At 59.9% G+C, this 26,891-nt stretch carries 30 protein-coding genes; 12 read left to right on the top strand and 18 right to left on the bottom strand.

What is annotated here, in order from left to right:
* Positions 1–52: 52 nt before the first annotated feature.
* The 3 genes from V9K84_RS02510 to aroC are packed head-to-tail and all read right to left on the bottom strand — an operon-like array spanning position 53 to position 2,858.
* The gene (locus tag V9K84_RS02510) at positions 53–580 is read right to left on the bottom strand and encodes an acireductone dioxygenase (RefSeq protein ID WP_088514070.1); all 528 of its coding nucleotides are present in this window, start codon (positions 578–580) and stop codon (positions 53–55) included.
* Entirely contained in the window at positions 577–1,728 is a 1,152-nt protein-coding gene (locus tag V9K84_RS02505; protein ID WP_088514069.1) for an MFS transporter, read from the bottom strand. The genes V9K84_RS02510 and V9K84_RS02505 overlap by 4 nt, the downstream gene beginning before the upstream one ends.
* A gap of 38 nt (positions 1,729–1,766) precedes the next feature.
* The gene (gene aroC, locus V9K84_RS02500) at positions 1,767–2,858 is read right to left on the bottom strand and encodes a chorismate synthase (RefSeq protein WP_043862708.1); all 1,092 of its coding nucleotides are present in this window, start codon (positions 2,856–2,858) and stop codon (positions 1,767–1,769) included.
* A gap of 145 nt (positions 2,859–3,003) precedes the next feature.
* On the opposite strand from aroC, the gene V9K84_RS02495 reads away from it, so the two are divergent.
* Together V9K84_RS02495 and V9K84_RS02490 are read left to right on the top strand one after the other, a co-directional pair.
* Positions 3,004–3,966, top strand: a complete 963-nt coding sequence (locus V9K84_RS02495) for an alpha/beta fold hydrolase (protein WP_088514068.1) — start codon at positions 3,004–3,006, stop codon at positions 3,964–3,966.
* 106 nt (positions 3,967–4,072) lie between these two features.
* Positions 4,073–4,870 (top strand): hypothetical protein, encoded by a 798-nt coding sequence (locus V9K84_RS02490; RefSeq protein WP_088514067.1) that lies wholly within the window; start codon positions 4,073–4,075, stop codon positions 4,868–4,870.
* A gap of 87 nt (positions 4,871–4,957) precedes the next feature.
* Here the strand turns inward: V9K84_RS02490 and prmB are convergent, their stop codons facing one another.
* The gene (gene prmB / locus V9K84_RS02485) at positions 4,958–5,866 is read right to left on the bottom strand and encodes a 50S ribosomal protein L3 N(5)-glutamine methyltransferase (RefSeq protein ID WP_054915841.1); all 909 of its coding nucleotides are present in this window, start codon (positions 5,864–5,866) and stop codon (positions 4,958–4,960) included.
* Positions 5,867–6,056: 190 nt separating this feature from the next.
* Here prmB and V9K84_RS02480 point away from each other — a divergent pair, with 190 nt between their 5' ends.
* The 5 genes from V9K84_RS02480 (at position 6,057) to V9K84_RS02460 (ending at position 8,696) form a co-directional block, all read left to right on the top strand.
* On the top strand, positions 6,057–6,647 hold the full coding sequence (locus V9K84_RS02480; RefSeq protein ID WP_054915842.1) for a cysteine hydrolase family protein: 591 nt from the start codon (positions 6,057–6,059) through the stop codon (positions 6,645–6,647).
* 73 nt (positions 6,648–6,720) lie between these two features.
* The gene (locus V9K84_RS02475; RefSeq protein WP_043862703.1) at positions 6,721–7,038 is read left to right on the top strand and encodes a hypothetical protein; all 318 of its coding nucleotides are present in this window, start codon (positions 6,721–6,723) and stop codon (positions 7,036–7,038) included.
* 52 nt (positions 7,039–7,090) lie between these two features.
* Positions 7,091–7,648, top strand: a complete 558-nt coding sequence (locus V9K84_RS02470) for a Smr/MutS family protein (protein ID WP_043862702.1) — start codon at positions 7,091–7,093, stop codon at positions 7,646–7,648.
* Positions 7,649–7,717: 69 nt separating this feature from the next.
* Positions 7,718–8,263 carry a GTP cyclohydrolase I FolE gene (gene folE / locus V9K84_RS02465; RefSeq protein ID WP_054915843.1) on the top strand — a complete coding sequence of 182 codons (546 nt, stop codon included), beginning with the start codon at positions 7,718–7,720 and terminating at the stop codon, positions 8,261–8,263.
* Between the two features lie 61 nt (positions 8,264–8,324).
* Positions 8,325–8,696 (top strand): glutathione S-transferase N-terminal domain-containing protein, encoded by a 372-nt coding sequence (locus V9K84_RS02460; protein WP_088514066.1) that lies wholly within the window; start codon positions 8,325–8,327, stop codon positions 8,694–8,696.
* Positions 8,697–8,739: 43 nt separating this feature from the next.
* Here V9K84_RS02460 and V9K84_RS02455 read toward each other — a convergent pair whose 3' ends face one another.
* Complete coding sequence (locus tag V9K84_RS02455) at positions 8,740–9,342, bottom strand: glutathione S-transferase family protein (protein ID WP_043862699.1); 603 nt, start codon at positions 9,340–9,342, stop codon at positions 8,740–8,742.
* A 145-nt stretch (positions 9,343–9,487) separates the two neighbouring features.
* On the opposite strand from V9K84_RS02455, the gene V9K84_RS02450 reads away from it, so the two are divergent.
* A complete protein-coding gene (locus V9K84_RS02450; RefSeq protein WP_043862698.1) occupies positions 9,488–10,681 on the top strand; it encodes a benzoate/H(+) symporter BenE family transporter in 1,194 nt (397 codons plus the stop codon).
* 38 nt (positions 10,682–10,719) lie between these two features.
* Here the strand turns inward: V9K84_RS02450 and V9K84_RS02445 are convergent, their stop codons facing one another.
* The gene (locus V9K84_RS02445) at positions 10,720–11,481 is read right to left on the bottom strand and encodes an SDR family oxidoreductase (RefSeq protein WP_088514065.1); all 762 of its coding nucleotides are present in this window, start codon (positions 11,479–11,481) and stop codon (positions 10,720–10,722) included.
* Between the two features lie 228 nt (positions 11,482–11,709).
* Between V9K84_RS02445 and V9K84_RS02440 the strand changes: the two genes are divergently transcribed.
* Positions 11,710–12,714 carry an NADP-dependent oxidoreductase gene (locus V9K84_RS02440; RefSeq protein ID WP_088514064.1) on the top strand — a complete coding sequence of 335 codons (1,005 nt, stop codon included), beginning with the start codon at positions 11,710–11,712 and terminating at the stop codon, positions 12,712–12,714.
* Between the two features lie 72 nt (positions 12,715–12,786).
* Here V9K84_RS02440 and pyrF read toward each other — a convergent pair whose 3' ends face one another.
* Positions 12,787–13,488, bottom strand: a complete 702-nt coding sequence (gene pyrF / locus V9K84_RS02435) for an orotidine-5'-phosphate decarboxylase (RefSeq protein ID WP_054915847.1) — start codon at positions 13,486–13,488, stop codon at positions 12,787–12,789.
* A gap of 181 nt (positions 13,489–13,669) precedes the next feature.
* Here pyrF and V9K84_RS02430 point away from each other — a divergent pair, with 181 nt between their 5' ends.
* Positions 13,670–13,837 carry a DUF2897 family protein gene (locus tag V9K84_RS02430; protein WP_078479756.1) on the top strand — a complete coding sequence of 56 codons (168 nt, stop codon included), beginning with the start codon at positions 13,670–13,672 and terminating at the stop codon, positions 13,835–13,837.
* Between the two features lie 107 nt (positions 13,838–13,944).
* Here V9K84_RS02430 and V9K84_RS02425 read toward each other — a convergent pair whose 3' ends face one another.
* Positions 13,945–14,271: a helix-hairpin-helix domain-containing protein gene (locus V9K84_RS02425; protein WP_088514063.1), complete on the bottom strand. Its 327-nt coding sequence runs from the start codon at positions 14,269–14,271 to the stop codon at positions 13,945–13,947.
* A 197-nt stretch (positions 14,272–14,468) separates the two neighbouring features.
* Here V9K84_RS02425 and V9K84_RS02420 point away from each other — a divergent pair, with 197 nt between their 5' ends.
* Both V9K84_RS02420 and V9K84_RS02415 read left to right on the top strand, forming a co-directional pair.
* A complete protein-coding gene (locus V9K84_RS02420; RefSeq protein ID WP_088514062.1) occupies positions 14,469–15,317 on the top strand; it encodes a lipopolysaccharide kinase InaA family protein in 849 nt (282 codons plus the stop codon).
* A 53-nt stretch (positions 15,318–15,370) separates the two neighbouring features.
* A complete protein-coding gene (locus tag V9K84_RS02415) occupies positions 15,371–16,084 on the top strand; it encodes a metallophosphoesterase (RefSeq protein WP_235384284.1) in 714 nt (237 codons plus the stop codon).
* Positions 16,085–16,137: 53 nt separating this feature from the next.
* On the opposite strand, the gene V9K84_RS02410 is transcribed toward V9K84_RS02415, so the two are convergent.
* The 10 genes from V9K84_RS02410 to V9K84_RS02365 form a co-directional block, all read right to left on the bottom strand.
* Positions 16,138–18,132 (bottom strand): nucleoside-diphosphate sugar epimerase/dehydratase, encoded by a 1,995-nt coding sequence (locus V9K84_RS02410; protein WP_088514061.1) that lies wholly within the window; start codon positions 18,130–18,132, stop codon positions 16,138–16,140.
* A gap of 165 nt (positions 18,133–18,297) precedes the next feature.
* Positions 18,298–19,017 (bottom strand): acylneuraminate cytidylyltransferase family protein, encoded by a 720-nt coding sequence (locus tag V9K84_RS02405; RefSeq protein ID WP_088514060.1) that lies wholly within the window; start codon positions 19,015–19,017, stop codon positions 18,298–18,300.
* Entirely contained in the window at positions 19,014–19,664 is a 651-nt protein-coding gene (hisH, locus tag V9K84_RS02400; protein ID WP_088514059.1) for an imidazole glycerol phosphate synthase subunit HisH, read from the bottom strand. Before hisH ends, V9K84_RS02405 begins: the two co-directional genes overlap by 4 nt.
* The gene (locus tag V9K84_RS02395) at positions 19,657–20,418 is read right to left on the bottom strand and encodes an imidazole glycerol phosphate synthase cyclase subunit (RefSeq protein WP_088514058.1); all 762 of its coding nucleotides are present in this window, start codon (positions 20,416–20,418) and stop codon (positions 19,657–19,659) included. Before V9K84_RS02395 ends, hisH begins: the two co-directional genes overlap by 8 nt.
* Positions 20,418–21,728 (bottom strand): N-acetyl sugar amidotransferase, encoded by a 1,311-nt coding sequence (locus V9K84_RS02390; RefSeq protein WP_043862689.1) that lies wholly within the window; start codon positions 21,726–21,728, stop codon positions 20,418–20,420. Before V9K84_RS02390 ends, V9K84_RS02395 begins: the two co-directional genes overlap by 1 nt.
* A 28-nt stretch (positions 21,729–21,756) precedes the next feature.
* A complete protein-coding gene (locus tag V9K84_RS02385) occupies positions 21,757–22,812 on the bottom strand; it encodes a nucleotidyltransferase family protein (protein ID WP_043862688.1) in 1,056 nt (351 codons plus the stop codon).
* Positions 22,809–23,501, bottom strand: coding sequence for an acetyltransferase (locus V9K84_RS02380; protein ID WP_088514057.1), 693 nt, complete (start codon positions 23,499–23,501; stop codon positions 22,809–22,811). The genes V9K84_RS02385 and V9K84_RS02380 overlap by 4 nt, the downstream gene beginning before the upstream one ends.
* Entirely contained in the window at positions 23,498–24,583 is a 1,086-nt protein-coding gene (gene neuB, locus V9K84_RS02375; protein ID WP_088514056.1) for an N-acetylneuraminate synthase, read from the bottom strand. Before neuB ends, V9K84_RS02380 begins: the two co-directional genes overlap by 4 nt.
* A gap of 3 nt (positions 24,584–24,586) precedes the next feature.
* Positions 24,587–25,741, bottom strand: coding sequence for a UDP-N-acetylglucosamine 2-epimerase (neuC, locus tag V9K84_RS02370; protein ID WP_088514055.1), 1,155 nt, complete (start codon positions 25,739–25,741; stop codon positions 24,587–24,589).
* The gene (locus V9K84_RS02365; protein ID WP_088514054.1) at positions 25,738–26,889 is read right to left on the bottom strand and encodes a LegC family aminotransferase; all 1,152 of its coding nucleotides are present in this window, start codon (positions 26,887–26,889) and stop codon (positions 25,738–25,740) included. Before V9K84_RS02365 ends, neuC begins: the two co-directional genes overlap by 4 nt.
* Positions 26,890–26,891: the final 2 nt, after the last annotated feature.

The raw sequence follows: 26,891 nt of genomic DNA, 5'->3' as shown, positions 1-26,891 counted from the left end.
ATCACCTTGGTTCCTGTGAGCGCTGGCTTGCAAGCCAGTGGCCTCGGCGTGATCAATCGTCCAATCGCGCGTAACGCTCGGCCAGCTTCTCCCCCGTGAACTGCGCCACTACCCCTTCAGGCCGATTGAACAGTCGCACCGCCACGAAGTGCGGGTTGTCCCCGCCATCTATCCATACCCGCAACCCCGCCGGCACCACGATCAGATCCCCCTTCTCGCACACCACCGCATGCACGTAATCCCCTGCCCGCACGCTGACCAGGCTGCGCCCGGCTGCGAAGAAACGCACCAGGTCATCCGAATACACATGTTCGTCCAGCAGTTCGCTCATCGGATCGCCACTGGCGCTGATCACGTCGACGGCGCGGTAACCGCCTTCGTGTTGCAGCCGGTGGATCTGCACCTGGTAGGCGGCCAGCACACCGGCCTTGCCAGCATCGGCCTGCACAGGCGACTGCGCCGTCCAGCGCTCGAACCTTATTCCCTGCTCGGCCAGTGTCGCGGCGATGTCTTCAAGGTGGGTCAGCACCTTGTTGGGAATGTCCGGGGTGGACTGGTGAAACACGCTCAGGCTGCTCATGGGGCCTTTTCCTCTGTCATTCGAAACGCAATGATAACGGCTGCGACCAGCGCCGCGACGCTGGCAATACTAAAGGTGATGGTGGCGCCCAGGGCGTTCCAGCTGTAGCCCGAATACAGGGCACCCAGCGCACCGCCGGTACCGGCCAGGGCCGCATACAGCGCCTGCCCCTGGCCCTGCTGGCGAGCGCCGAAGCTGCGCTGCACGAAGGCGATGGCGGCCGCGTGAAAACTGCCGAACGTGGCGGCGTGCAGCAACTGGGCGAACAGCAGCACGCCCGGATGCTCGGCAAAGGTCCCCAGCAGCCACCAGCGCAAGGCCGCCAGTAAGAGGCTCGCCAACAGCACCCGACGCAACGAGAACCGCGCCAGGATCCAGCTCATGGCCAGGAACATCAGCACCTCGGCCACCACCCCCAGCGCCCACAACATGCCGATGGTGCCGCGGGCATAGCCCAGGCGCTCCAGGTGCAGGGTGAGAAAGGTGTAATACGGGCCGTGACTCAACTGCATCAATGCCACGCACACGTAGAACGCGGCCACGCCAGGGCTGGCCAGTTGCCTGAGAAAGCCGCCACCACCGCTGCGCTCGTGCTGGCCTGGCGGCTGGGCATTGGGCACCCACAGGCTGGCCAGCACGATGCCAGCCATGATCGCCACCAGCGCCACCGGGTAGATGTCCAGGCTCAACCATTCGAACAATCGCCCCAGGGCCACCACGGTGAGGATGAAACCGATCGACCCCCACAGCCGCACCTGGCTGTAGCGGGCAGTCTGACCTTGCAGGTGGGCCAGGGTGATGACCTCGAACTGCGGCAGTACCGCATGCCAGAAGAACGCGTGCAGGGCCATTACCAGCGCCAGCCAGGCGTAGCTCTTGGCCACGAAGATCAACGAGAAGCTGGCCAGGGTGCACAAGGCCCCCAGACGCACGATCAGCAGGCGCTGGCCGCTGCGATCGCCCAACCAGCCCCACAGGTTCGGTGCCACGCAGCGCATCAGCATGGGGATGGCCACCAACTCGCCGATGCGCGCGCTGGAAAACCCCAGGTGATCGAAATACAGCGCCAGAAACGGCGCTGTCGAACCCAGCAAGGCGAAATAGAACAGGTAGAAGCTGGACAGCCGCCAGTAGGGAATCGGCGCCACGGCTCAGCGGGCCGTGGCGTCGACGTCGGGCAGGTGCACTACAGCTGGCCCAGTACCGGGGTGGCTACCCGCACATCGGCGTTCTGGCCGCGGTGGCGCAGCAGGTGATCCATCAGCACGATGGCCATCATCGCCTCGGCGATAGGGGTGGCACGGATGCCGACGCAGGGGTCGTGACGGCCCTTGGTGATGACCTCCACCGGGTTGCCATCCACATCGATGGAACGGCCCGGCGTGGTGATGCTGGAGGTCGGCTTGAGTGCCAGGTGCGCAATGATCGGCTGCCCCGAGGAGATGCCCCCCAGGATGCCGCCGGCATTGTTGCTGAGGAACCCTTCGGGGGTGAGTTCGTCACGGTGTTCGGTGCCGCGCTGGGCCACGCTATCGAAGCCGGCACCGATCTCCACGCCCTTGACCGCGTTGATGCTCATCAGCGCATGGGCCAGCTCGGCGTCGAGGCGGTCGAAGATCGGCTCGCCCAGGCCGGGCATCACGCCTTCGGCGACCACGGTGATCTTGGCACCCACCGAGTCCTGGTCACGGCGCAGCTGGTCCATGTAGGCCTCCAGCTCCGGCACCTTGTCCGGGTCGGGGCTGAAGAAGGCGTTGTGCTCCACCGACTCCCAGGTCTTGAACGGGATTTCGATAGGACCCAGCTGGCTCATGTAGCCGCGGATGCGGATGCCCTGGGTGGCCAGGTACTTCTTCGCGATGGCACCGGCAGCCACGCGCATCGCGGTTTCACGGGCCGAGCTGCGGCCGCCGCCACGGTAGTCGCGCTCGCCGTACTTGTGGTGATAGGTGTAGTCGGCGTGGGCCGGGCGGAACAGGTCCTTGATCGCCGAGTAGTCCTTGGACTTCTGGTCGGTGTTGCGAATCAGCAGGCCGATGGCGCAGCCGGTGGTACGGCCCTCGAACACGCCAGAGAGAATCTCGACCTCGTCGGGCTCCTGGCGCTGAGTGGTGTGCCGGCTGGTACCGGGCTTGCGCCGGTCCAGGTCGTGCTGAAGATCGGCCAGCGAAAGCTCCAGGCCCGGAGGGCAGCCATCGACAATGGCGACCAGCGCCGGACCATGGCTTTCGCCAGCGGTGGTGACAGTGAACAGCTTGCCGTAGGTATTGCCGGACATGCAGGGCGCTCCGCGTTCAGCCTGATTTTTAACTGGATGGTAACAAGGCCAACCAGTATACGCAGGGTATACCCTTAGATCACCTCCGGGCGCGAACCTAATGCCGCCGGACGAGTCAAAACGCCACCTCCTCGCTAATGGCCTGATGATGCTGCGCACGTTCGCCCTGTTGTTCCTCCTGTTTACCGGCCTGGCCCAGGCTGCTGCCCCCACGGTACTGCAACGACCGATCAGCCTGGTGACCGACGACGGCACCCTGCACGGCAGCCTGCTGTTGCCGCGCAGCGACACGCCGCCACCGGTGGTGCTGATCATCGCCGGCTCCGGCCCCACGGACCGTGACGGCAACAATCCCGCCGGCGGACGTATCGACAACCTCAAGCGCCTGGCCCTGCTGCTGGCCAACAACCGCATTGCCAGCGTGCGCTACGACAAGCGCGGGGTGGCCGCCAGCCGCGCGGCAACCCCCGACGAGCGCAACCTCAGCGTCGAGCGCTATGTGGCCGATGCCGTTGCCTGGGGCCATCTGCTCAAGGCCGACCCGCGCTTCGGCCCGCTGATCGTGCTGGGTCACAGCGAGGGCGCACTGATCGCCAGCCTCGCGGCCGAACAGGCCGGCGCCAGCGCGGTAATTTCAGTGGCAGGCAGCGGGCGCCCGGTCGATCAGGTACTGCGCGAGCAACTGGGTGAACGCCTGCCGGCGACCGAGCGAGCCCAGGCCGTACGCCTGATCGAGCAGCTCAAGGCCGGCCAGCCCAGCACCCAGGTACCGCTGCACCTGCGCGACGTGTTTCGCCCCAGTGTGCAGCCGTACCTGATCTCGCTGTTTCGCCAGGACCCGGCCGCCGCCTTCGCCCGCCTCCACTTGCCGGCGTTGATCGTGCAGGGGCGCAACGACGTCCAGGTCGAGGTCGAGGATGCCGAGCGCCTGCACGCTGCCAAGCCGGACGCCGAACTGGCACTGATCGACGGCATGAACCACATGCTGCGCATCAGCCCGCGTGAAATGAGCCAGCAGCGCGACAGCTACAACAACCCCGAGCTGCCCCTGGCCAGTGCCCTGGGCGAGCGGATCGTCGAGTTCATTCGTCGATTGCCGGCGGCATGAAGCGAATTGGCGCAAATTGTGTCTCCAGTCTTGCGCAAAGCGGCCGATAAGCCGGTGCAGGCGTCGCCCTTGCGACCCGCCTGCTGTGCACAAAAGGACCGCCGTGATGACTGAAGCCACCCCCCAGGACGCCCCAGACGCGACCGACGAATCGCCAGCCCCGGAAGCGGCCTCGCTGCCCTGGGCGGATGTTGTGCCCGAGCATTTCCAGATGCTGCGCCTGTCCCCGCAGCCCACCGACCGCAACACCGGCGCGCGGCCGCTGCGCTTCGTGCAGTACGGTTATGCCGAACGGCACAACAAGACCCACAGCCTGCTGCGCATGGAAGTGCGCCTGCCTGGGCAGAAGGTGCGCAAGGAGCAGAATCGCCTGGATATCTGGGTGGACCACGAGTTGCACCAGATCAAGATCGGCCCCGACAGTGGCTTGCAGATCGAGCCGGTCAGCCGTGGCCTGGGGCGCTTCCTGTTGTCGCAGGCGGTGCACTGGGTACAGCGCAAGTGGTCGCACTACCGGGTCGAGGGCATGGCCCTGGCCAACAAGGACGCACTCAACGAAGACACACGCCTGCGCCGCGACCAGGTGCTGCGCAGTCATGGCCTGGAGGTCGAGTACGCCGATGCGCAGCACCTGAAGGGACGCTGCGTGGAAGTCCAGGCAGGTCAGCTCAAGGGTGGCTGGAATACCGACAAGGTACAGAAGGTAGACATCCTGGATGCTGCGGGCATGCTGCAGCAGGCCGAGCAGAACCTGCAGGAGAAGGAAGCACAACTGCGCGAGCGCGATGAGCGGGTCAACAAGTACCGCCGCGAAGACAGCGGGTTGCGCTTCACCATCACCTGCCTGGTGGCCTTTGCGGTATTCCAGGCCGGGCTGCTGATCTGGATTGCCACCAACCGCTGAAAGCGTTGCGGGTCAAGCCCGCCCCAACACGGCAATGCGCCCTGTTGGGGCGGGCTTGACCCGCGACAGGCTTGAAACCTGTATCCCTTACACCCGCGAAGCAAACAGCGCCTGATGCTGCCGGCATTGTTCGGCCGTGAGCATGAACACCCCGTGCCCGCCACGTTCGAACTCCAGCCAGGCGAAATCCACCTCCGGGTACAACTGCTCGACATGCACCTGGCTGTTGCCGACCTCGACGATCAGCAGGCCCTTCTCGGTCAGGTGATCCGCCGCCTCGGCCAGCATGCGCCGTACCAGGTCCAGACCGTCATTGCCGCAGGCCAGGCCCAGCTCCGGCTCGTGGTGGTACTCCTGGGGCATGTCGGCGAAATCCTCGGCATCGACATATGGCGGGTTCGACAGGATCAGGTCGAAACGCTGCCCCGGCAACCCCTCGAACCCATCGCCCTGCACGGTGAACACACGTTCCTCAAGACCATGGCGCTCGATGTTCTGGTTGGCCACTTCCAACGCCTCGAACGACAGGTCGGCCAGCACCACCTCGGCCTCGGGGAACACGTCAGCGCTGACGATGCCGATGCAGCCGGAGCCGGTACACAGGTCGAGTATGCGCGCGGGTTCGGCAGCCAGCCATGGCTCGAAGCGTTTTTCGATCAGTTCGCCGATGGGGGAGCGCGGGATCAGCACGCGCTCGTCGACGATGAACGACATGCCACAGAACCACGCCTCGCCAAGCAGGTACGCGGTCGGCACGCGTTCTTCGATACGTCGCTTGAGCAGGCGCTGCAGCTTGACCAGCTCGTCGTCTTCAAGACGGCAATCGAGATAGGCGTCGGCCACTTCCCATGGCAGATGCACCGAACCCAGCACCAGCAGGCGTGCCTCGTCCCAGGCGTTGTCGGCGCCATGCCCGAAAAACAGCCCCTGCTCATGAAAACGGCTGACAGCCCAACGGATGTGGTCGCGCAGGGTGCGCAGGCGGGAAGTGATCACGGGCAGACTCCTTTAAAGACGACCGGCAATTCTAACAGCCTGGAACACAAATGGGCCCGCCAATACGCCTCTGGCCGCAATTGTGCTCATGCCTGCAGGCCGCTATCCACACCACATGCACGCTAAGCCATTCACATAAGTCGCCAAGCAGGGGACAATAGGTGAAAAGCCCTATCCAAAGGAGCCCCTGATGTCCGTTCCAACGACGATGTTCCACCTCAGCGGTCGCGGTTATCCGCCGGCCAAGCTGAGCAACGCCAGCCTGGTGATTATCGATGCGCAAAAGGAGTACCTGAGCGGGCCCCTGGCGCTGTCGGGCATGGACGAAGCGGTGGCCAACATCGGCAAACTGCTCGAGGCTGCACGCAAGGCTGGCCGGCCCGTGGTGCATGTGCGCCACCTGGGCACCGTGGGTGGCCTGTTCGACCCACAGGGCTCGCGCGGCGAGTGGATTCCGGGCCTGGAGCCGCAGGGCGATGAAGTCGTCATCGAAAAACGCATGCCCAACGCTTTCAAGAACACCACCCTGCACGAGACGCTGCAGAAGTACGGCCACCTGGACCTGATCGTGTGCGGCTTCATGAGCCACTCCAGCGTCAGCACCACCGTGCGCCGCGCCAAGGACTACGGCTATCGCTGCACCCTGGTCGAAGACGGCTGCGCCACCCGCGACCTGCCGTTCAAGGACGGCGTGATCCCGGCCGCACAGATCCAGCAGAGCGAAATGGCGATCATGGCCGACAACTTTGCCTGTGTCGCACCCGTCAACAGCCTGATCTGACCACCCGACAGGCAAGTGGAACCACTCTGGGGCGTTCGGGTCCAACCCCGGATACCCTTTGAGGAAAGTCGGAATGAAGTTATCCAGTTTCGACGCCAGGCGCCTGCGTCCCCGCGAACAACGCAATTGGGGCGCACGCCTGGCCACGGCGTTCTCGGCACTGCTGGCGATACTCGGCGTGCTCCTGACCATGGCCGGCGTCGCTGGCCTGCTGGGCCATGCCGAGGCGCTGGGCGAGCTCAACAACAACCGCCCCGGCGCTGCCGTGGTGCTGGGCCTGGGCTTGCTGTCGCTGTACCTGGGCGTCTGGTCCTGGCGCCGCAGCCGGTTGCGCCTGCGCCGTGCCAGGGGGCTGAACCTGTCGCCGCACCTGATGAAGAAACACGATTGACTGCAACCCTGTGGGGAGTCGCGTAAACTGCGCCGCCCAGGCGGAGGCTTACATGCAAGACGACGATTTTTCCCTGTTCAAGAGCCAGATGCACGGCGTCAAGCCGATCCGGCATGATCGTGCCGACACCGGCAAACCCAAGGCCGACCGCAAGCAGCTGGCCAGCCTGCGCCAGGCCGCGACCGTGCGCAGCGACCAGACGGTGATCGACGGCCTGTCCGATCAGTTCGTCATCGACGTGGGCCCGGAAGACGACCTGCACTGGAGCCGCGATGGCGTGCAGGAGAGCCAGATGCGCAAGCTCAAGCTTGGCCAGATCGGTTTCGAAGGCAGCCTGGACCTGCACGGCATGACCGTGGAGAAAGCCCGCGAGACCCTCTGGGCATTCCTGGCAGAGGCCACGCGCTTCGAGGTGCGCTGCGTGCGAGTCACCCACGGCAAGGCGGTGCGGCTCGATGGCAAGCGTCCGATGATCAAGAGCCACGTCAACACCTGGCTGCGCCAGCATGCCCAGGTACTGGGTTTTACCTCGTGCCAGGCGCGCCACGGCGGCACCGGCGCGGTGTATGTCATGCTCAAGCGGACCATGCTCGAAGGGCGTGACGAGTAACGCCGCGCTTGCAGCGCCGTCACAGCCGCCGTACCCTTCGCTTTTGCGATAAATCCCACAGGTAGATCCATGTCCCTGGAACAGCACTACACCGCGATTCTCGGCCAACTCGGCGAGGATGTTTCCCGCGAGGGCCTGCTCGATACGCCCAAGCGGGCTGCGAAGGCCATGAAGTACCTTTGCCGCGGCTACGACCAAACCCTGGAAGAGGTGACCAACGGCGCCTTGTTCAGCTCCGACAACAGCGAAATGGTCCTGGTCAAGGACATCGAGCTGTACTCGCTGTGCGAACACCACATGCTGCCGTTCATTGGCAAGGCGCATGTCGCCTATATCCCGAGCGGCAAGGTGCTGGGCCTGTCCAAGGTGGCACGCATCGTCGACATGTACGCTCGCCGCCTGCAGATCCAGGAAAACCTCAGCCGCGAGATCGCCGAGGCGGTTCAGCAGGTGACCGGCGCGCTGGGCGTGGCCGTGGTGATCGAAGCCAAGCACATGTGCATGATGATGCGCGGTGTGGAAAAACAGAATTCGTCGATGATCACCTCGGTGATGCTCGGCGCCTTCCGCGACAATGCTGCCACCCGCAGCGAGTTCCTCAGCCTGATCAAGTAATCGGCCGAGGTTCTGCGAGCCGACCTGCCCAGGTCGGCTTTTTTCATTGTGAGGAGTTGCCATGATCGTCAAAGCACTGCGGGTTGGCCTTGGCCAGTTGATCGTCTTCCTCGACTGGGTCAGCCGCCCGAGCAAACTCAAGCGTGATGAGGCCGCCCAGGCGAATGTCGAGCAGCAGGCCAAGGGGCTGAGCCTGTATCAGTTTCACGCTTGCCCCTTCTGCGTGAAGACCCGCCGCACACTGCACCGCCTGAACGTGCCGGTGGCACTGCGTGACGCGAAGAACAACGAACAGGATCGCCAGGCCCTGCTGGAGCAAGGCGGCAAGATCAAGGTGCCGTGCCTGCGCATCGAGGAAGACGGCAAGACCACCTGGATGTACGAGTCCAAGGTGATCATCGACTACCTGAACCAGCGGTTCTCGGCGGTCTGACAGCGCTTGGCCGGCAGGGCTGCTCCCTGCCGGCAAAACACCATCAATCGATCATGGGCACATGCCGCGGATGCGAGGCCACGCGTTCCAGCCAGGCGCGAATCTTCGGGTAATCATTCAGCAGGAAGCCGGCTTCGTGGGCCACATGGGTGTAGGCATACAACGCCACATCGGCAATCGAGTACTGGTCACCGACCAGGTAGGGTGTTTCCTGCAACTGTTTCTCCATCACCTTCAGCGCCTTGTGCCCGCCCTTCTGCAACGACTTGTATTCATCGACACGATCTTCGGGCATGCCCAGATAGAACTGGATGAAACGTGCCACGGCAATGTAGGGCTCATGGCTGTACTGCTCGAAGAACTGCCACTGCAGCACTTGCGTACGTAAACGCGGCTCACTCGGCAGGAACAGGCTACCTTCGGCGAGGTAGTTCAGAATGGCGTTGGACTCCCACAGATAACTGCCGTCCTCCAACTCCAGCACCGGCACTTTGCCGTTAGGGTTCTTGACCAGAAACTCAGGGCGCTCGGTCTCGCCATTGAGGATGTTCACGGGACACCATGTGTACGGAATATCAAGCAAGTGCAACATCAGCTTGACCTTGTAGCAGTTGCCCGACTGGTAATCCCCGTAGACCTTGTACATTGTTCCCCCCTCTCCAAAGCTGAAACGAAACCGCCGTCCATAGTTGGCGACTGTACGGTTAAATGCAATGGTTGCTGTATGGCAAAACTCGCCCTATCGCAGCGTAGTCTGAAAAACCCGCTTACACCCGCACAAGGATTACTGCATGCCTGACGCCACCTCTGCGCCAATGCGTCCGCTGGCCGACACCTCCCCCTCGGCGGTGGTCGCCGGTTTCATTGCCATGCTCACGGGCTATACCAGCTCGCTGGTGCTGATGTTCCAGGCGGGCCAGGCGGCCGGCCTGACCACCGCGCAGATTTCCTCGTGGATCTGGGCGCTGTCGATCGGCATGGCGGTATGCAGCATTGGCCTTTCACTGCGTTATCGCACGCCCATCACGGTCGCCTGGTCGACCCCCGGCGCAGCCTTGCTGATCACCAGCCTGGGCGGCGTGAGCTATGGCGAGGCAATCGGCGCCTACATCACCTGCGCCGTACTGGTGGTGATCTGCGGGCTCACAGGCAGTTTCGAACGCCTGGTACGGCGCATTCCGGCATCGCTGGCCGCGGCCCTGCTGGCCGGCATTCTGTTCAAGATCGGCAGCGAGATCTTTGTTGCCGCCCAGCATCGGACCGCCCTGGTACTGGGGATGTTCTTCAGCTATCTGCTGATCAAGCGGCTGTCGCCGCGCTATGCGGTACTGACCGCGCTGGTGGTGGGCACCGCGATCGCCGCAGTGATGGGGTTGCTGGACTTCAGCGGCTTCCACCTGGAGGTGGCGACACCGGTATGGACCACGCCGTCGTTCTCGCTGGCCGCGACCATCAGCATCGGCATCCCGCTGTTCGTGGTGGCGATGACTTCACAGAACATGCCGGGTGTGGCGGTGCTGCGTGCGGACGGGTACCAGGTACCTGCCTCGCCGCTGATTTCAGTGACGGGCCTGGCCTCGCTGCTGCTGGCCCCGTTCGGCTCGCACGGCATCAACCTGGCGGCCATCAGCGCCGCGATCTGTACCGGGCCGCATGCCCATGAAGACCCGAGCAAGCGGTACACCGCGGCGGTCTGGTGCGGGATTTTCTATGGCATTGCCGGCGTGTTCGGCGCCACCCTGGCGGCACTGTTCGCCGCGTTGCCCAAGGAGCTGGTGCTGTCGATTGCCGCACTGGCGCTGTTCGGCTCGATCATGAACGGCCTGACGGTGGCGATGAGCGAGGCCAGGGAGCGCGAGGCGGCCTTGATCACATTCATGGTCACGGCCTCGGGCTTTACCCTGTTCTCGATCGGCTCGGCGTTCTGGGGGATTGTGGCGGGGGTACTGACGCTGATGATCCTGAACTGGCGCAAGGCTGCCTGATCGGTACGGGAGGGCCTGGCCCTCCCCTGCCCCACCCGCTAGATAGCGGTGGCACCACCATCGATTGCCAGAGCCTGGCCAGTGGTGAATGCCGCACCGTCGCTGCACATGTAAAGGACCGCTGCAGCGACTTCCTCGACCTTGCCCACGCGACCGACCGGGTGCATGGCGGCGGCGTATTCAGCCTTGCGTGGATCGGCCTCGTAGGCACGGCGGAACATGTCGGTGTCGATCACCGCCGGGCACACCGCATTCACCCGGATCTGTTTCTTGGCGTACTCGATGGCGGCCGACTTGGTGAGCCCGATCACGGCATGCTTGGATGCGCTGTAGATGCTCATCTTGGGCGCAGCCCCCAGGCCGGCGACCGATGCGGTGTTGACGATCGCACCGCCGCCCTGGGCGAGCATCAGCGGCAACTGGTGCTTCATGCACAGCCACACGCCCTTGACGTTGACGCCCATGATCGCATCGAATTCGGCTTCGCTACCGTCGGCCAGGCGCCCCTGCTCGATTTCTATACCGGCATTGTTGAAGGCGTAGTCCAGACGACCGTATGCCTCGACAGTGCGCGCCATCAAATGCTGCACGTCCTGCTCGCGGGTAACGTTGCAAGGTACGAACAGTGCCTGGCCGCCGGCGGCCTGAATCAACCCGACCGTGTGTTCGCCACCGGCGACGTCCATGTCTGCCACCACGACCTTCAGGCCTTGTGCGGCAAATGCCAGCGCCGTGGCCCGGCCGATGCCGGCGCCGGCCCCGGTGACCAGGGCAACCTGGCCGGAAAAAGTCATGCTCATCGATAACTCCCGCAACGTAGTGAGGACAATGGCGGGAGTCTAGTCATCGGCGGTGGCTCCTGGGCAGCATCATCAGGCACGCAGTGAACACACCATCGAACCGGGTGATTTTAGCTGCTAGGCTCAATCATCCAGATGGATCAATCACCATTCGCCACAAGGCTGGACCTTGCCGATTTGCCGATGCAGGCCTATCAACAGGGTTTGCCTTCCAGAGAGAACCTTGCCATGACCGACAGGACCAACCGCCGCTTCCTGCTTGCCAAGCGCCCCACCGGGGCAGTGACACGTGATGACTTTACCTTTGAAACCGTGCCTGTGAGCGAGCCTGTCGAGCGACAGGTAGTGGTGAAGAACCTGTACCTGTCGCTGGACCCGGCCATGCGCGGGTGGATGAACGAGGGCAAGTCCTACATTGCGCCTGTAGGTATCGGCGAGGTCATGCGCGCACTGGGTGTCGGTGAAGTGGTGGCGTCCAGGCACCCTGACTATGCCGTGGGTGATACGGTAAGCGGAGCCCTTGGTGTACAGGATTACTTCATTGGCGAGCCCAAGGGCCTGCATAAGGTCGACCCTAGGCTGGTACCGTTGCCACGCTATCTCTCCGCCCTGGGCATGACCGGAATGACGGCCTACTTTGCCCTGCTGGAAGTGGGTGAGCCCAAGACGGGCGAAACCGTGGTGATCTCGGGTGCAGCGGGAGCGGTCGGCAGCATTGCCGGGCAGATCGCCAAGCTCAAGGGCTGCCGTGTGGTCGGGATTGCCGGCGGCGAGCAGAAATGCCGCTATCTGGTCGATGAACTGGGCTTTGACGGGGTTATCGACTACAAGGCCGAAGACGTACTGGAGGGACTCAAGCGCGAGTGCCCCAAAGGGGTGGATGTGTACTTCGACAACGTCGGCGGGGACATCCTCGATGCAGTGCTCAGTCGCCTGAATTTCAAGGCGCGGGTGGTGATCTGTGGTGCCATCAGCCAGTACAACAACAAGCAGGCGGTCAAGGGCCCGGCCAACTACCTGTCGCTGCTGGTAAACCGCGCGCGCATGGAAGGTTTCGTGGTGATGGACCATGTGGCCAAGTACGGCACCGCAGGCAACGAAATTGCCGGCTGGCTGGCCAGCGGCAAGCTCAAGAGCAAGGAGGATGTTATCGAGGGGCTGGAGACCTTTCCCGAAGCGCTGCTGAAGCTGTTCAGCGGGGAAAACTTTGGCAAGCTGGTGTTGAAGGTATAAGGGGAACGCCTTCGCCAGCAAGGCCGGCTCCTCCTTGTAGGAGCCAGCCTTGCTGGCGAAAAACCGGGTCGCTTAGCCGCGAATTTCGGCTACCACTGCAGCCAGCGCTTGAGCAGGGTCAGCCGCCTGACTGATCGGGCGACCGATTACCAGGTAGTCGGAGCCGGCGTCCAGCGCCTGGCGCGGGGTAAGGATACGACGCTGATCGTCCAGGGCGCTGCCGGCAGGACGAATGCCCGGAGTCACCAGCTGCAACGACGGGTGCGCGGCCTTCAGGGCCGGGGCTTCCAGGGCGGAGCACACCAGGCCGTCCATGCCGGCCTTCTCGGCCAGGGCGGCCAGTCGCAGCACCTGCTCCTGCGGCTCGATGTCCAGGCCAATACCGGCGAGGTCTTCACGCTCCATGCTGGTCAGCACGGTCACACCGATCAACAGCGGCTGTGGCCCGCTGCGCTGGTCCAGCACGTCGCGACAGGCCGCCATCATGCGCAGGCCGCCAGAGCAGTGCACGTTGACCATCCACACGCCCATTTCGGCTGCGGCCTTCACGGCCATGGCGGTGGTGTTGGGGATATCGTGGAACTTGAGGTCCAGGAACACTTCGAAGCCCTTTTCACACAGGGTTTCAACGATGCCCGACGCACTGCTGGTGAACAGCTCCTTGCCGACCTTGACCCGACACAGCGCGGGGTCCAGCTGATCGGCCAGTTTCAGGGCGGCGTCACGGGTAGGGAAATCCAGGGCGACGATGATAGGCGTCTGACAGGCGGACATGGGCAGGCTCTCTGGGCAAGTCGAAATCGGCGCGCATTGTAGCCGATGCGCAGTGCCAATGGGGGCCGGTGATCGCGAATTCGCCCCCAGGTGGTGGGCCTCTTATACTTGAACCATCGACGCTCGTGTCGAGTCCAACATCACAGAGGCGGCGCCATTCGCCGTCGATAAGGAGAAGCTCATGCCCTGGTATGCCTGGTTGATCTTGCTGGTTGCCATCGGCTCGATTGTCGGTGGTTTGATGATGCTGCGTGATACGGCGAAGAAGCTGCCCTTGACCGAAGAGCAACTCAAGCGCGTGCATGAGCGCAATGCCGAAGCCGATGCCAAGGACGCGCAAGACCGATAAACGTGGCGCTTCCCCGCCTTCTGCAGGCGCCGGCATTGCCGGCGATGGGCCCATGCCATTTGATGATAAAAACGGATCGAGCATTGCCCGACCCGCCCCTCCTCAGGTCACTTGACCGCCAGTTTGTCCCGGTTGCGCTCGATCAGCGCCTGGCCTATCCCCTTCACCTCCAGCAACTCATCCACTGACTCGAACGCGCCGTTGGCTTCGCGGTAGGCCACGATCGCTTCAGCCTTGGCCTTGCCGATACCTGCAAGCGACGACTGCAGTGTCGCCGCATCGGCAGTGTTCAGGTTGACGGTGGTTGAGGCGAGCGCTGCGCTGACTGTAGTGACTGGCGAGTCGCCCGCGGCCTTGGTGGCCGCCGCAAACGACGGCAGCGAGAACGCGCTGAGCAGCGCGAGCAGCAGAGAAACAAGAAAGGTATTGCGCATAACGGTGGCACTCCTTGGTGTGTGAGCTTGCTAAGGCAGCGATTCCTTGGCTGCCTGTGAAACCTAGCGGGTGGTTGCTCGCACATCCAGAGTCAATAGCAAATCGATTAAAACAAGATGTGAAAAATATGTAAAAATCTGTAGGAAATGTTACATTTCGGCGACCTAATAGCAATTGGCCACAGGGTGTAGTACTGGTGCTTGACGATAGCAAGAGCCTGCTGGATGGTTACCCATTTACCTTTAAACATCAGCGCTCAACCTTCCACCTGAAGGTGCCGTTCAATTCGGTGGTAGCCCAGGCTTTCGAGCAACTGCTCAGCCTGAACGATCTGGCGAAACGCACAAGCGCCCCAATTGCCGGCAGCGCTGGCTCCCTGTTCGCCAAACGTCAAGTACTCGAGACCTTCCCGAAAAAATTCCGCTTTGCCCGCGGTGCGCGCAAACGCTGCGGCATGTACGATTGGCCGATCGAAGAACTGCTCAACACTTCGGAAGCGCATCGCCGCGGTGCGCGCGTCCCAGCCGTGGTGGGCTATGGCTACACCAAATCCAGGCTGGGCCTGGTGAAAGATTTCTTTATCATTACCGAGATGCTGCAGGGCTACACGGATGGTTACCAGTGGATGCAGTCAAAGCCTGAAGAAATTCACCGATTGATTGAAGCGTCCTTTGAGTTGTTGTTTTCGCTCAACAGCAACGGCATCTATCATATGGACCTGTGGGCGGCGAATGTCATGATTAGCAACGATGGGACAGCCCCGACCTACGCGATCGATCTAGAGAACTGCTTTGCGCAGAACACTGAGTGTCTTAGCGAAACTCTTGGATTCCAATTCGGATTCTTCTACAGACGCGAGGTTTACAGGTACATCACCGAAGCGGCCTATGACGCCTTGGTCGAATCAGCCCTTGCCGCATACGCTGGTGTTGACCCAAACCGTTTCGAACAGGTGTACAAGCAGAGCAAGCACCTGGACGTGGGCCGCAAGGAGCGTCGTTTTTTCTTCGGCCCGGTTTCGCTACCAACCAGGCCTCGCATCTAAAATGCCTGCTATCAGTGTATGGCAGGCCAGATAACCTTCACCCGAGTACCGAATTGCACCACACCTCCACCAGTGCGCATCTGCGTTCATTTGACCTCAACAACGCAGGGCGCGATTTCATCGTAGGCGACATCCATGGGCACTTCGAGCAGCTCGAGGCGCTACTGTTGCGCCATCGCTTCAATCCCAGCCTCGATCGAGTGTTCTGTACCGGGGATCTCATTGATCGCGGCCCTTTTTCCGAACAGGCCGTGGATTGGCTGAAGCATCCCTGGTTCCATGCAGTGCGAGGGAATCACGAACAGATGGTTCTCGATCACGCAGCAGGCACGGGCGACGCCGCCAGACATGCGCGAAATGGCGGCGCATGGTTCTATCAGCTTGACGCAAAGCGCCAGCAGATTGTGATCGATGCACTCGCTAAACTGCCCATGGCCATTGAAGTTGCAGTGGGTAATCAACGAAAAATCGGCGTGATTCACGCCGAGCTGCCCGGCTGGGAAGACCAACTGGACTGGAACAGCGCTGTGGCACTGCTGTGCTCCGAGCACACCCCCACACGCCTTGCGGCATACCAGCAAGCCATGTATTCAAGGACCAGGATAACTCGACAGGACCCGACCCCGATCAGCGGAGTCGAGCGTCTGTATGTAGGGCACTCGACCGTACCGGGGATAACGGAACTGGGCAATGTCGTCTATGTCGATACCGGCTGCTCGTTCCCCGATGGGGCTTTGAGCGCCGTGCAACTACGCATAAAAGGCTGAAGCTGCCTATCTCATGTTGCGGCCCAGGGGATGATAAGCGCCTGGCTACAGGTTCACGGCTCCAGACGGCGCTGCTGGTGAATCCAGTCGACGATTTCACCATCGGGCTTGTAACCGCTTACTGTTTCGCGCAACAGCTGACGAACTCGCGTGTAATCATCCTCGGCAAGAGCCGCCAACAATACACTGAGGCGCTCCTTAAGCTCGTCCCACGGCAGATGGTCCTCCTGAGCACTCATGATCATCGGGTGGCGGGTAGAGGCCACCTCATCGCCTATAAGCAGTTCTTCGTACAGCTTTTCCCCAGGGCGCAGTCCGGTGAACTCGATAGCGATATCTCCGCGAGGATTACCATCGGATTTGATACTCAGACCTGAGAGGTGAATCATTTTTTCTGCCAACTCGACGATCTTCACCGGCTCCCCCATGTCCAGCACGAACACATCCCCGCCCCGCCCCATTGAACCTGCCTGGATAACAAGCTGTGCAGCTTCCGGGATGGTCATGAAGTAACGCGTGATCTTGGGGTGAGTGACCGTCAACGGGCCACCGGATTGGATTTGCCTGTAGAACAACGGAATTACCGAACCCGAAGAGCCAAGCACATTGCCGAAACGCACCATAGTGAAACGCGTCTTGTTGACATGCGACACATTGCTGCTGTCTTCGAACAAGACTGGCGCCAGCTCGCGACTCAGCGCCTGTAACGTCATTTCGGCCAACCGCTTGCTGCTGCCCATGACATTAGTGGGGCGTACTGCCTTGTCAGTTGAAATCAGAACGAAGTTGGCAACCTGCGCCTGCAATGCTGCTTGAGCGGTATACAACGTACCGATTACGTTGTTCAGCAGCCCTTCCGACACATTGTGCTCAACCATCGGCACATGTTTGTAAGCAGCCGCATGATAAACCGTCTCGACATGCCAGGCCTTCATTACGTCGAGCAACTGCGCCGGGTTTCGAACGCTGCCAAGAATGGGCAGCAACCGCGTGGATAGCGAACCTCGCGATACACGCTGCTCCAGCTCCGAGAGGATGCTGTACAGATTGAACTCGCTATGCTCGAACAGAACCAGCACCTTGGGCCTGAGCATCAGGATCTGCCGACACAGCTCCGAACCAATCGACCCTCCGGCCCCCGTGACCATGACTACCTTTGCGCTGACGCAACGTTCAAGCAGGTCATCCTGTGCTGGTACGGCATCTCGGCCCAGCAGGTCGGCAATATCCACTTCCTGCAGATCTTCGACTTTTACCCGCCCGCTGGCCAAGTCCATGAAGCCGGGAACGCTGCGCACATGCAGCGAAAGCCCCTCGAGAAAGCCCAGGATTTCACGTCGGCGAGCACGTGTCGCGGAAGGAATAGCAAGCAGCACCTCCTCTACACCGGTTACCTCGATCATTTTCTCGATATTTTCAGGTGTATAGACCGTCAATCCGGAGATAACCCGATCGGCAATACTTGCATCGTCGTCGATAAAGGCCACCGGTCGCATCAGCTTGCCCATGCGCAAAGCGGCAATCAATTGATTGCCTGCGGCGCCTGCTCCGTAGACGGCTACCTTGGGCAGACCGCCATTGCGATTGGTAAAAGGCACATGTTGCGTGGCGGCAAACCAGTCACCAAGAAAGTACTGGCGAACGGCCAGACGTAACCCGCCCACCATTACCAGGCTCAGCCACCAGTAATTGAAAATGATCGAGCGCGGCACGATGCGTGTGTGATCGCTGTACCAGTAAACAATCACCCCCAGCACCAATGCAGAGAGGCTGACGGCCTTGAAGATTGCGACCAATGCGTCATTGCCGAAATAGCGCATCACCGCTCGATACATGCCAAAGTAGACAAACATGGGGATGGTCACGATCGGGGCGCATGCAAACAGCCACAGGTGCGCCTTGATCGGCGCAACGTACTCATCAATACCCAGCCGGACGATGAACGCCAGCCAAAGCGCAACCCACACCACCAGTACATCCACAAGCATTTGAAGCAGGCGCTTGCGGCGCCTCGGCAGCGCCAACAGTGAGGCTCGTAACTGTTCCATATCACCTTCGAATACTTTGTAACGTGTTGGGCAAGACCATCTGCTTGCACACTGCTGCGGTCAGACTGCTTGAACAGCCCATGGCGCAAAAACGCACCCACAGCTCAGACAGCAGCGCTGCGTGCCTGCCTTGATTGAGCATAAATCCAGCATGCCCAAACCAACTCAATCCCCTCGCGCGCCCACTGGCTCCGTCGATGACAGGCTCTCCAAGGCCAGCAGCGCCGCGCTCCAGTCTTCAGGGGTATCGATATCAATTGACTCGAGGCTGTCGCAAACCATCATCGGCACTGTGCCGGGCAGCACGAAACGCCTGTGCTCACGTAGCACATCGGGGGCAATCAGGTAGATCGAACCGCTGAGCGTCCAAGCAGGCTCAAGGTCCTGGGACCGCCTGGAGAGATTTTCCCACCCCAGAAAAGGCTCCATGGAATCGCCTTCGAGCCTGAAGCACCAGGCAGGGTGCGTGCTGGCGGCACACACACTGACCAGCGGGCGAGAGACATCTTCCCGGAACAGTGCGACCGCTCGGCGTATCGATTCTGCAGTGCGAAACGGAGATGTAGGCTGCAATAGCAACACTCCATCTACCTGACCATGGTCTGCCTCATATACATCGAGAGCATGCAGTACAACGTCGACACTACTCGCTGTATCCGTGGCCAGGTGCGCAGGCCTCAATCCCGGCACGCTTGCGCCGAAGGCCTGCGCAACAGCGCCGATCTGAGCATCATCGGTCGAAACCAGCACTGCACAGGTCGCGTCGCTCTGCAACGCAGCCTCGATAGTCCAGCCAATTAACGGCCGTCCACCCAGCAACTTGATGTTCTTTCCGGGCAAGCGCTTCGAGCCGCCTCTGGCCGGTACTACTGCAAGAATCTTCATTGCATTGCCACAAAGCTGGAAAGGATAGAAAGGCCTACCTTGCCACTCTTTTCGGGATGGAACTGTGCGCCCCACACATTATTGTGGCCTATCACCGCAGCAATCAAAGTGTCGTCATGCTGGCAATTGGCAATTCGGTGAGAAGGATCGGTGGGAACAGCCATGTACGAATGTACGAAGTAAACCGCACTGCTTTCAGGATTGACCGATGCCAATGGGGTTTGCTCCCAGCTTGTTCGGCCTGACGGGAATGTGAGGCTGGACCAGCCGATATGCGGAACCTTCGAGCGCTGCCCATTGCTGTCGAGGGTAGGGATAGGCTCGACCGCCCCCGGAATCAAACCCAGCCCAAAGGAGTGACCATGCTCGCAGCTGCTATCGAGCAGCAATTGCATGCCCAGGCAGATACCCATCAGCGGCCGCCCGGAGCTTGCGAACTCGATAATCGCCTGGTGCATGCCATTGGCAGCCAGGTTGCCCATGGCATCAGCAAAGGCACCCACACCAGGTAGCAGGACTTTGGTGGAGTCTTTTAACCTGTCTGGATCAGACACCACGTTGACCGTAGCGCCGCAATGCTCGAGCGCCCGTCGGACGCTGAACAGGTTGCCAACGCCATAATCAATAACCGTAACAACTTCACTCATAGGACCGCACCCGTACACCAGCAGCAGAAACGTCACGCCGAATCTCAGCGATGCAAGCACGTTGGTAATGCAGGATGTCAGCCATAGCCACGGCGTCCGCCCCCGCCCCTACCACACTGATCGCATGCGCGGAGCTGCCCATGCCGCCACTGGCGATCACGGGAATGTCCACAGCCTCGGTAACAGCCGTGACCAGTTCAAGGTCGAACCCCTTGCGTGTCCCTTCACGGTCCACGGAAGTCAACAGCACTTCGCCAGCACCGAGCCGGGCAGCTTCACGCACCCACTCCAATAGATCCTTGCCAGTGGATTCGCGGCCGTTATCGGTAAATACTTCCCAACGCTGCATACCCACGCTTTTGGCCTCGACCGAAAGTACCATGCACTGGCTGCCGAAACGGCGGGCGATCTCGGTAATCAATCCCGGCCTGGCAACGGCGGCAGTATTGACCGCCACCTTGTCGGCGCCACAACGCAGCAGATGCGCAACGTCATCCACCGACCGTACGCCACCACCGACAGTAAGGGGAATGAACACGTTTCTTGCCGTGTTCTCGATCAACTCGCTCAGGCTGTTGCGCCCATAAAGGCTCGCAACGCAATCCATGTAGATAAGTTCATCGATACCCTGCTCGTAATAGCGTATGGCAAAATCGTTAGGCACACCGATTTTGCGCAACCCTTCGAGGTGAATACCCTTAATCAGGTCCTTGCCCTTTACATCGAGTCGGGCAATAAGGCGGGTGTTACTCATTAAGCGTTGCCCTGCGGAGCCCAAGGGGTGTAGCGAAGTTTCCACTCGCCATCGACAACATGCCAAAGGTGCGGCGAGCGGAACTTGTCGCAGGTTGCCAAGAACTCTTCACGCGTCATGCTGATGTAATCTAGAAACTCTTTTTCATAGCGTGAAGGGTATTCACCCTCATAACGCTGCATCAGCGCGATTGCTTCGTCCTTGTCGATGTGATGATTACGAATCTCTTGGGCGGAATCCATCATCGTGCGGCCGACACCGAACTTGATCCAGCGTGTGAAATAGAAGAAACCATCAACCTTGTCATCGAGGCTGTTGTATTTGGAGTAAGTGCCTTCGGTACGTACCGGGTTGGCCTCGAAACCGGTGTGTTCCACCGCGTAGTAGTAGGCTTCCTGAGGGACCCACTTGGTGTAGTACCCCAGGTACTTGAAGTCGATACCTTTCTTCTCGAGTACGTCGGGCGCCATTGGCAGATAGCTGGCCAGGTCGACCATAGGCACGCCGTCGTCAAGGTATTCACCAATGGCTTTGCCACCCAGGTATACATCGCGAATGTCCTTGTCGCCCAGGTAGTCGAGCGAGAAACCTTCACTTTCCACTTCCTGATCTTTCGCGGCATAGCTGGAGGTCTTGTGAGAAATCTTCTCACCGTACTCACCCGGCATTTCCCCGTAAAAAATCAGTGGAATATTAAACTTGGCGGCCATTTTAGCCACAAATGTCTTCTGGCCGAGGATGAACGGCTGGAACGGGTGTAGCAGGTTGATCGTCGCATTGCGGGTCAGCAAACGATGGATCTTACCGTTGGGCGTGTACAGGAAGTTGTCAAACCCACCAACGTGCAACCAATTCTGAAAGTTCTTCCAGCCGATATCGGTGTACAGGTGCGGGGACCAGGTCACGGTCAGTGGATTCATACCGTACTTGTACTTCAACAGGTGGGACTGCATCGCGCTGTCCTTGCCACCGCTACCGCCCACGATGCAGTCGTAGGAGCCGTCGTTCTTGCGGTACTGATTGCACAGTTCCACAAGCTCGCGCTCGCGCTCGGCCCAGTCGATTTCACCTGTTTCCTTGAGCTTGTTGAAGTTACAGGCATGGCACACGCCATTTTCGTCAAAGCTCAGTGTTGTCTTGGTTGAGCTATGGCTATGCGCATACTCGTTGCTCGACATCGGCTGCTGGTTGGACATGTTGCAGATTTTGCAAAATTTGACATCCCGCGGCAGGCCGTAAAAAACCTCAAGCTCGCCTTTGGGCAGAGAAAACTTCGATAGATCAAAAGACGCGTTAGGGGAAATCTTCAACGTAACTCTCCAAGAGAAAAATCAACAACTAGACAGGATACTTATTACGAGCCAGTTGCAGGTCGTCAGGACGCCCCACATCAAGCCAAGGCTCGTGCATCGGGTATGCAATCGTACTTTCGCCCTTCTGCTGGACACGCTCGAACAGCGTAGGCATGTCGCATTGACCGCCCACAACCAACTCGTCAAGTGCTGCAGGGTCCAAGACGTAGATACCGGCATTCACATGAGTTTTATAGATAGGCTTTTCATCAAAACCAACGATTTTGATGCCCTCCGTACGAATCACCCCGAATGGGTTCTGCCACTCATGAAGCCTAACTGCCATTGTTGCCAACGCTCCATGTCTTAGGTGGAAATCAAGAATTTCACCGTAGCGTATATCACTCAATACATCGCCATTCGTTACAAGGAACGGCAGGGTTGGGCGCGGCGACAACAAACTGATAGCGCCCGCAGTGCCAAGAGGTGAATCTTCATGAAGGTAAGTGATCTTCACTCCCCACTTGTGGCCATCTCCAAAATAGTCCTCGATCATGTGCCCGAGGTAATGCACAGACACAATGAAATTAACGAAACCATCTGCCTTCGCGCGCTCGATAATCAGCTCGAGCATGGGCCTGCCGCCCACCGGCAACATGGGCTTGGGGCAGTCTTCGGTGAGTGGCAGCAAACGCTTGCCCAAGCCACCGGCCATGATCACCATGGTGTTTTCGCGTTCAGCAGGTTCCAGCACTTCATCCCACAGGTGCAAGCCCACAACGCGACGCTCTGCATCTATGATCGGTAGTTGATGGACCTTGTTGGCTTGCATCAGGTGCAGAACCATATCGCGCGCCATCTCAGGCGGCACAACCAACGGGCTGAGCGCCATGATCTGCTCCACAGGGCTGCCGAGTTCAAGCCCACGCAGCAAGCCGCGCCTGACATCACCGTCGGTGACACTCCCTTGCAAGCGACCTTGCGGACAAACGACGAGCGCGATTTGCAACCCGGAAGCATCCAGGTTGCTGATCGCCTGCTGAATACTCGAGCCCTGGGCAATCAACACTTTGCGCCAGAGTTGCTGATCTAGTGGTTTCATGTTTTTTCTGGCCGACTCACATATTTCGATTCATGGATTCGTACTGACGCACTCGTTACCACATGACCTGCGGGTAGGTCTTTTACCAAGGTAGCACCCGCTCCGACGATACCGCACTGACCTATCGATACGCCTTGTATGGTCACGGAGCCGGCTCCGATGAAGGACTCACTTGCCACGCTGACTGCTCCACACAGCACTGCGGAGGGGGCCAAGTGAATATGGCTGCCCAGTATACAGTCGTGATCGATTCTGACCCCGGTATTTATGATTGAGTTAACGCCAATCGTAGTATCGGCCTGGATAATTGCACCCGCCATGACCTGTACCCCGTCGCCCAACTTCACACTCGGGTCAACCCAGGCAGAGGGATGAACGAGCGACGGAAAGTGAAAGCCTCGTGCGGTCAACTTCAAAAACATATCCCGGCGAAGTGACGAACCCAGCACCTGACCAATACCGTTGACCAGTCCGACTTGCTCAACATCAAACTGTTCGAGCACCTCATCCCCACCCAGGACATCCACGCCACGCCAGGACGCAATAGAAGCCACAGCAAGAGCGGGATCACAAACACCAAGTACATCGACGCCCACCGCGCGCAGCAATGACAACAGCACTTTGGCATGCCCACCTGCCCCGAGCAGAAGCACCGGACACGATGTGCCATCCATCAGCGCCGTCGTCATTCAACTGCCTCGCCGGCTCGATAGTCGCGCGAAGCCGCTATACCGACCATTCCCCACAAGGCAGTAGCCGGCAGCCCCCCACCACAACGCGCGGTAGCCAGGTCAGTACGAGTAAATCGCTCACCGGCTACGATATCTCGCGTAACCACCACTTGCTGACGTGCGGCATTACGTGTATCCCATTCACTGGGTTGCGGTGACTTTGAGGACGAGCCCAGCGCTTGCTCCAGACCGCGGATCTGCGCAACCATCTCGGCGAGCTCGGTCGGCTCCAGAGAAGCCTTGTGATCCGGGCCAGACATCGTTCGGTCCAAGGTGAAGTGTTTTTCAATCACTTTAGCGCCACGGGCGACAGCTGCCAGCGGAATCAACAAGCCCTGAGTATGATCAGAGTAACCGACCTCTAGACCAAAGGCGTGTTGCAGGGTATCCATCGCCCGCAGGTTCACTTCCGTAAGCGGCGTTGGATACTGCGAGGTGCAGTGAAGCAAGGTCACATGCCCCTTCAGACGCTCCCGCGCCTGGGCTTTGCTCCAGCAACGCCAAACCTGATCCATGCCCAGAGGCTCCTGATCATTGGCCAAAGCGTGCGCAATGATTGCCAGCCCCTGCTCCACCTCACTCAATGTCGCCATACCAGTGGAAAGAATCAGTGGTTTGCCCGTACGCGCAAACTGCCACAGCAGCGGGCCATTGGTCAGCTCACCGGATGGTATCTTGAAGAACGGTATGTCCAGCGTACACAGAAATTCGAGACTGTCCCCATCGAAAGCGGTACTGATGAACTCGATTCCCTTGGCCTTCGCATGCGCCTGCAGGTCCGCATGCCAAGCCCTGGGCAATTCCAATTTCTGAAGCATGGCTAACTGACTTTCAGCAGCATCGGTGGTCTTCTGCTGATAAAGCGCCTTGGGTGCAGTGGCCGACGCCAGCTTCCGAGCATCGAAGGTCTGAAACTTTACCGCGTCCGCGCCTGCGCGCGCGGCCAACTCGACCAATTGAAAAGCCAGGTCGCGCTGCCCATTGTGGTTAACGCCGGCCTCGGCAATAACGTATACGCCTTCCTCGTTTAATTTTTTCATACGTCAACTCAAATCATGAAATGACTTGTGACCTGAGACGTCACAAGTTTCGAGGATCTGCACGATCTGCTTGGCAGCATCGCCTTGTCCATAAGGGTTTTCAACTCGCTTGCAAGCGGCTGAAAAAGGTTGACTCAAAGCCGTTTCAAGGGCGGCGACAATACACGCTTTTTCCGGTAGGCAGTGGACGACGGACTCTGCACACAGACGACCTTGCTGGCGCGCACCAATATTCACGGTCGGCACACCGAAGGACGGCACCTCAATGAGCCCACTGGACGAGTTGCCCACAACCGCTGCGGCCTTGCCCACCACACTGAGATAACGGCGAAAACCCAGCGACGGGATCGCCAGTACACGACCGGGATTGGAAGCCGCATAATCTTCAATCATGGGAATGAGATCCCGTCCGCCATTATCGGCGTTGGGATAGGTGAGCACTACACCGTAATCGGAAAATTCGTCCAGTGCTCCCAGTAGCGCAGCAAAACTGGAGGCAGGGTCTTCCTTCAGAAGCGTTACCGGATGATAGGTCACCAGCAGAAACGGCGAGTTGAAATCAAACGACAACGTCTCTGCCAGCTCAGGCTCGGACAGAACGGGCGTGCGCTTGATATGATCCAGGCCCACAGCCCCTACATTGAACACACGCTCTGGCGCTTCGCCCATCTGGATGACGCGTTGACGATAGGGGTGCGCCGCGACGAAATGCAGATAGGCCATCTTGCTTATAGCGTGCCGAATCGCGTCATCATAGGCCCCTTCGGTAACCTCACCACCATGCAGATGGGCGACCGGAATTCGCATGATCAAGGCAGCCTGAACGATACTTAGTGCCTCAAACCTGTCGCCCAACACCACTAGGATGTCAGGCCGCAGTCGATCAAGCGCATCAGCGAAACCCAGCGTACCCAGGCCCATAGACTTGACCGTACCGACATCGGTGTTGGATGACAGCAGCATTTCGACCTTGGCGTCGATGACGAAACCATCGTCTCTAATCTGCTGCCAGGTATTACCAAACTCCGGAGACAGGTGCATGCAACTAACAATAACCTGCAGTTCCAGCGACGAACTGGCCTGGATCTCCTTCATCAGCCAATACAGAAGGCCGTACTCTGCCCTGGTACCGGTGAATACGGCGATGCGCCGACTCATGAAGCTCCACCGGCGGGCACGCTGCTGGGCAGGTTCACCACCCTGGCCTCAAGCCACTGGGCATTGCTCAAATCCCCGGCGATGCACTCGCGATAAGCCGGCAGATGATTCATCAGGCGCCATATAGGGCGCGTCATCACACCGCTGTCATTGGTGGCCTTGAGCAGCGCATCCCGCTGCTCCAGATCCTGGCAGACAACCGCATTCAACCAGTAATTGGAACGACAGCCCTCGGGCTCGAGCACAAATTGCAAGTCGCTACCGGCCAGTTCATCAGCGTAGCGCATCGCCAAAGCGCGCTTGGCTTCTAGGAATGCATCGAGTTGCTCGAGCTGAGCACAACCCAAAGCCGCGTTGATATTCGGCAAGCGATAGTTGTAGCCCACCTCATCATGCACGTACTCGTAGGGATGTGGCTGCTTGGCGGTTGTGGTCAAGTGTTTGGCCTTATTCCCGAGAGCCTCGCCTGCCAACAGCATGCCGCCACCACCGGTAGTGATGACCTTGTTGCCGTTGAAGCTCAGGGTGCCGATCAGACCGAAGGTGCCGGTATGCTGCCCCTTGTAGGTGCTGCCCAGCGATTCGGCAGCATCTTCGACCAATGCAAGCCCCCAGCGACGACACACATCGACCAACTCATCCAGGGCCACCGGATGACCGAAGGTGTGCATCGGCAAGCAGGCCCTGATGACTCGTTCATCCTTTTTCAGACGGCACTGGCCGTCGGCATCGATGAACGCCTCGGCCTCGAGCCACACCACGAGCGCCGATGGAGAAAGGCCCAGAGTTTCACGGTCCACATCCACAAACACCGGCTGTGCCCCACAATAGGCGATGGCATTGCAGGTAGCCACAAACGTCAGCGACTGGGTAATCACCAGTTCACCGGGTTTGACACCCGCAAGCAACAACGCAATGTGCAGCGCAGCGGTTCCATTGACGGTTGCAACTGCCCGCGGGCTTCCTGTGTAGCTCTGCATGTCACGTTCGAAGCGATCAACAAAGGCACCTACGCTGGAGACAAACGTAGACGTGATTGTATCGGCCACATACTGCTGCTCGTTGCCCCCAAATACCGGCGCGTGCAACGGTATGAATTCATTGGTGCGATATTGTTCGCGTACAAACCTGACAAGCGAGTCGAACATAC

Origin of the sequence: Pseudomonas sp. AE27, from assembly GCF_037113495.1 — a bacterium.
Taxonomy (GTDB): Bacteria; Pseudomonadota; Gammaproteobacteria; order Pseudomonadales; family Pseudomonadaceae; genus Aquipseudomonas; species Aquipseudomonas palmensis.
Note: the sequence above shows the minus strand (reverse complement) of the source record. Positions and strands in the feature narration are given on the sequence as shown.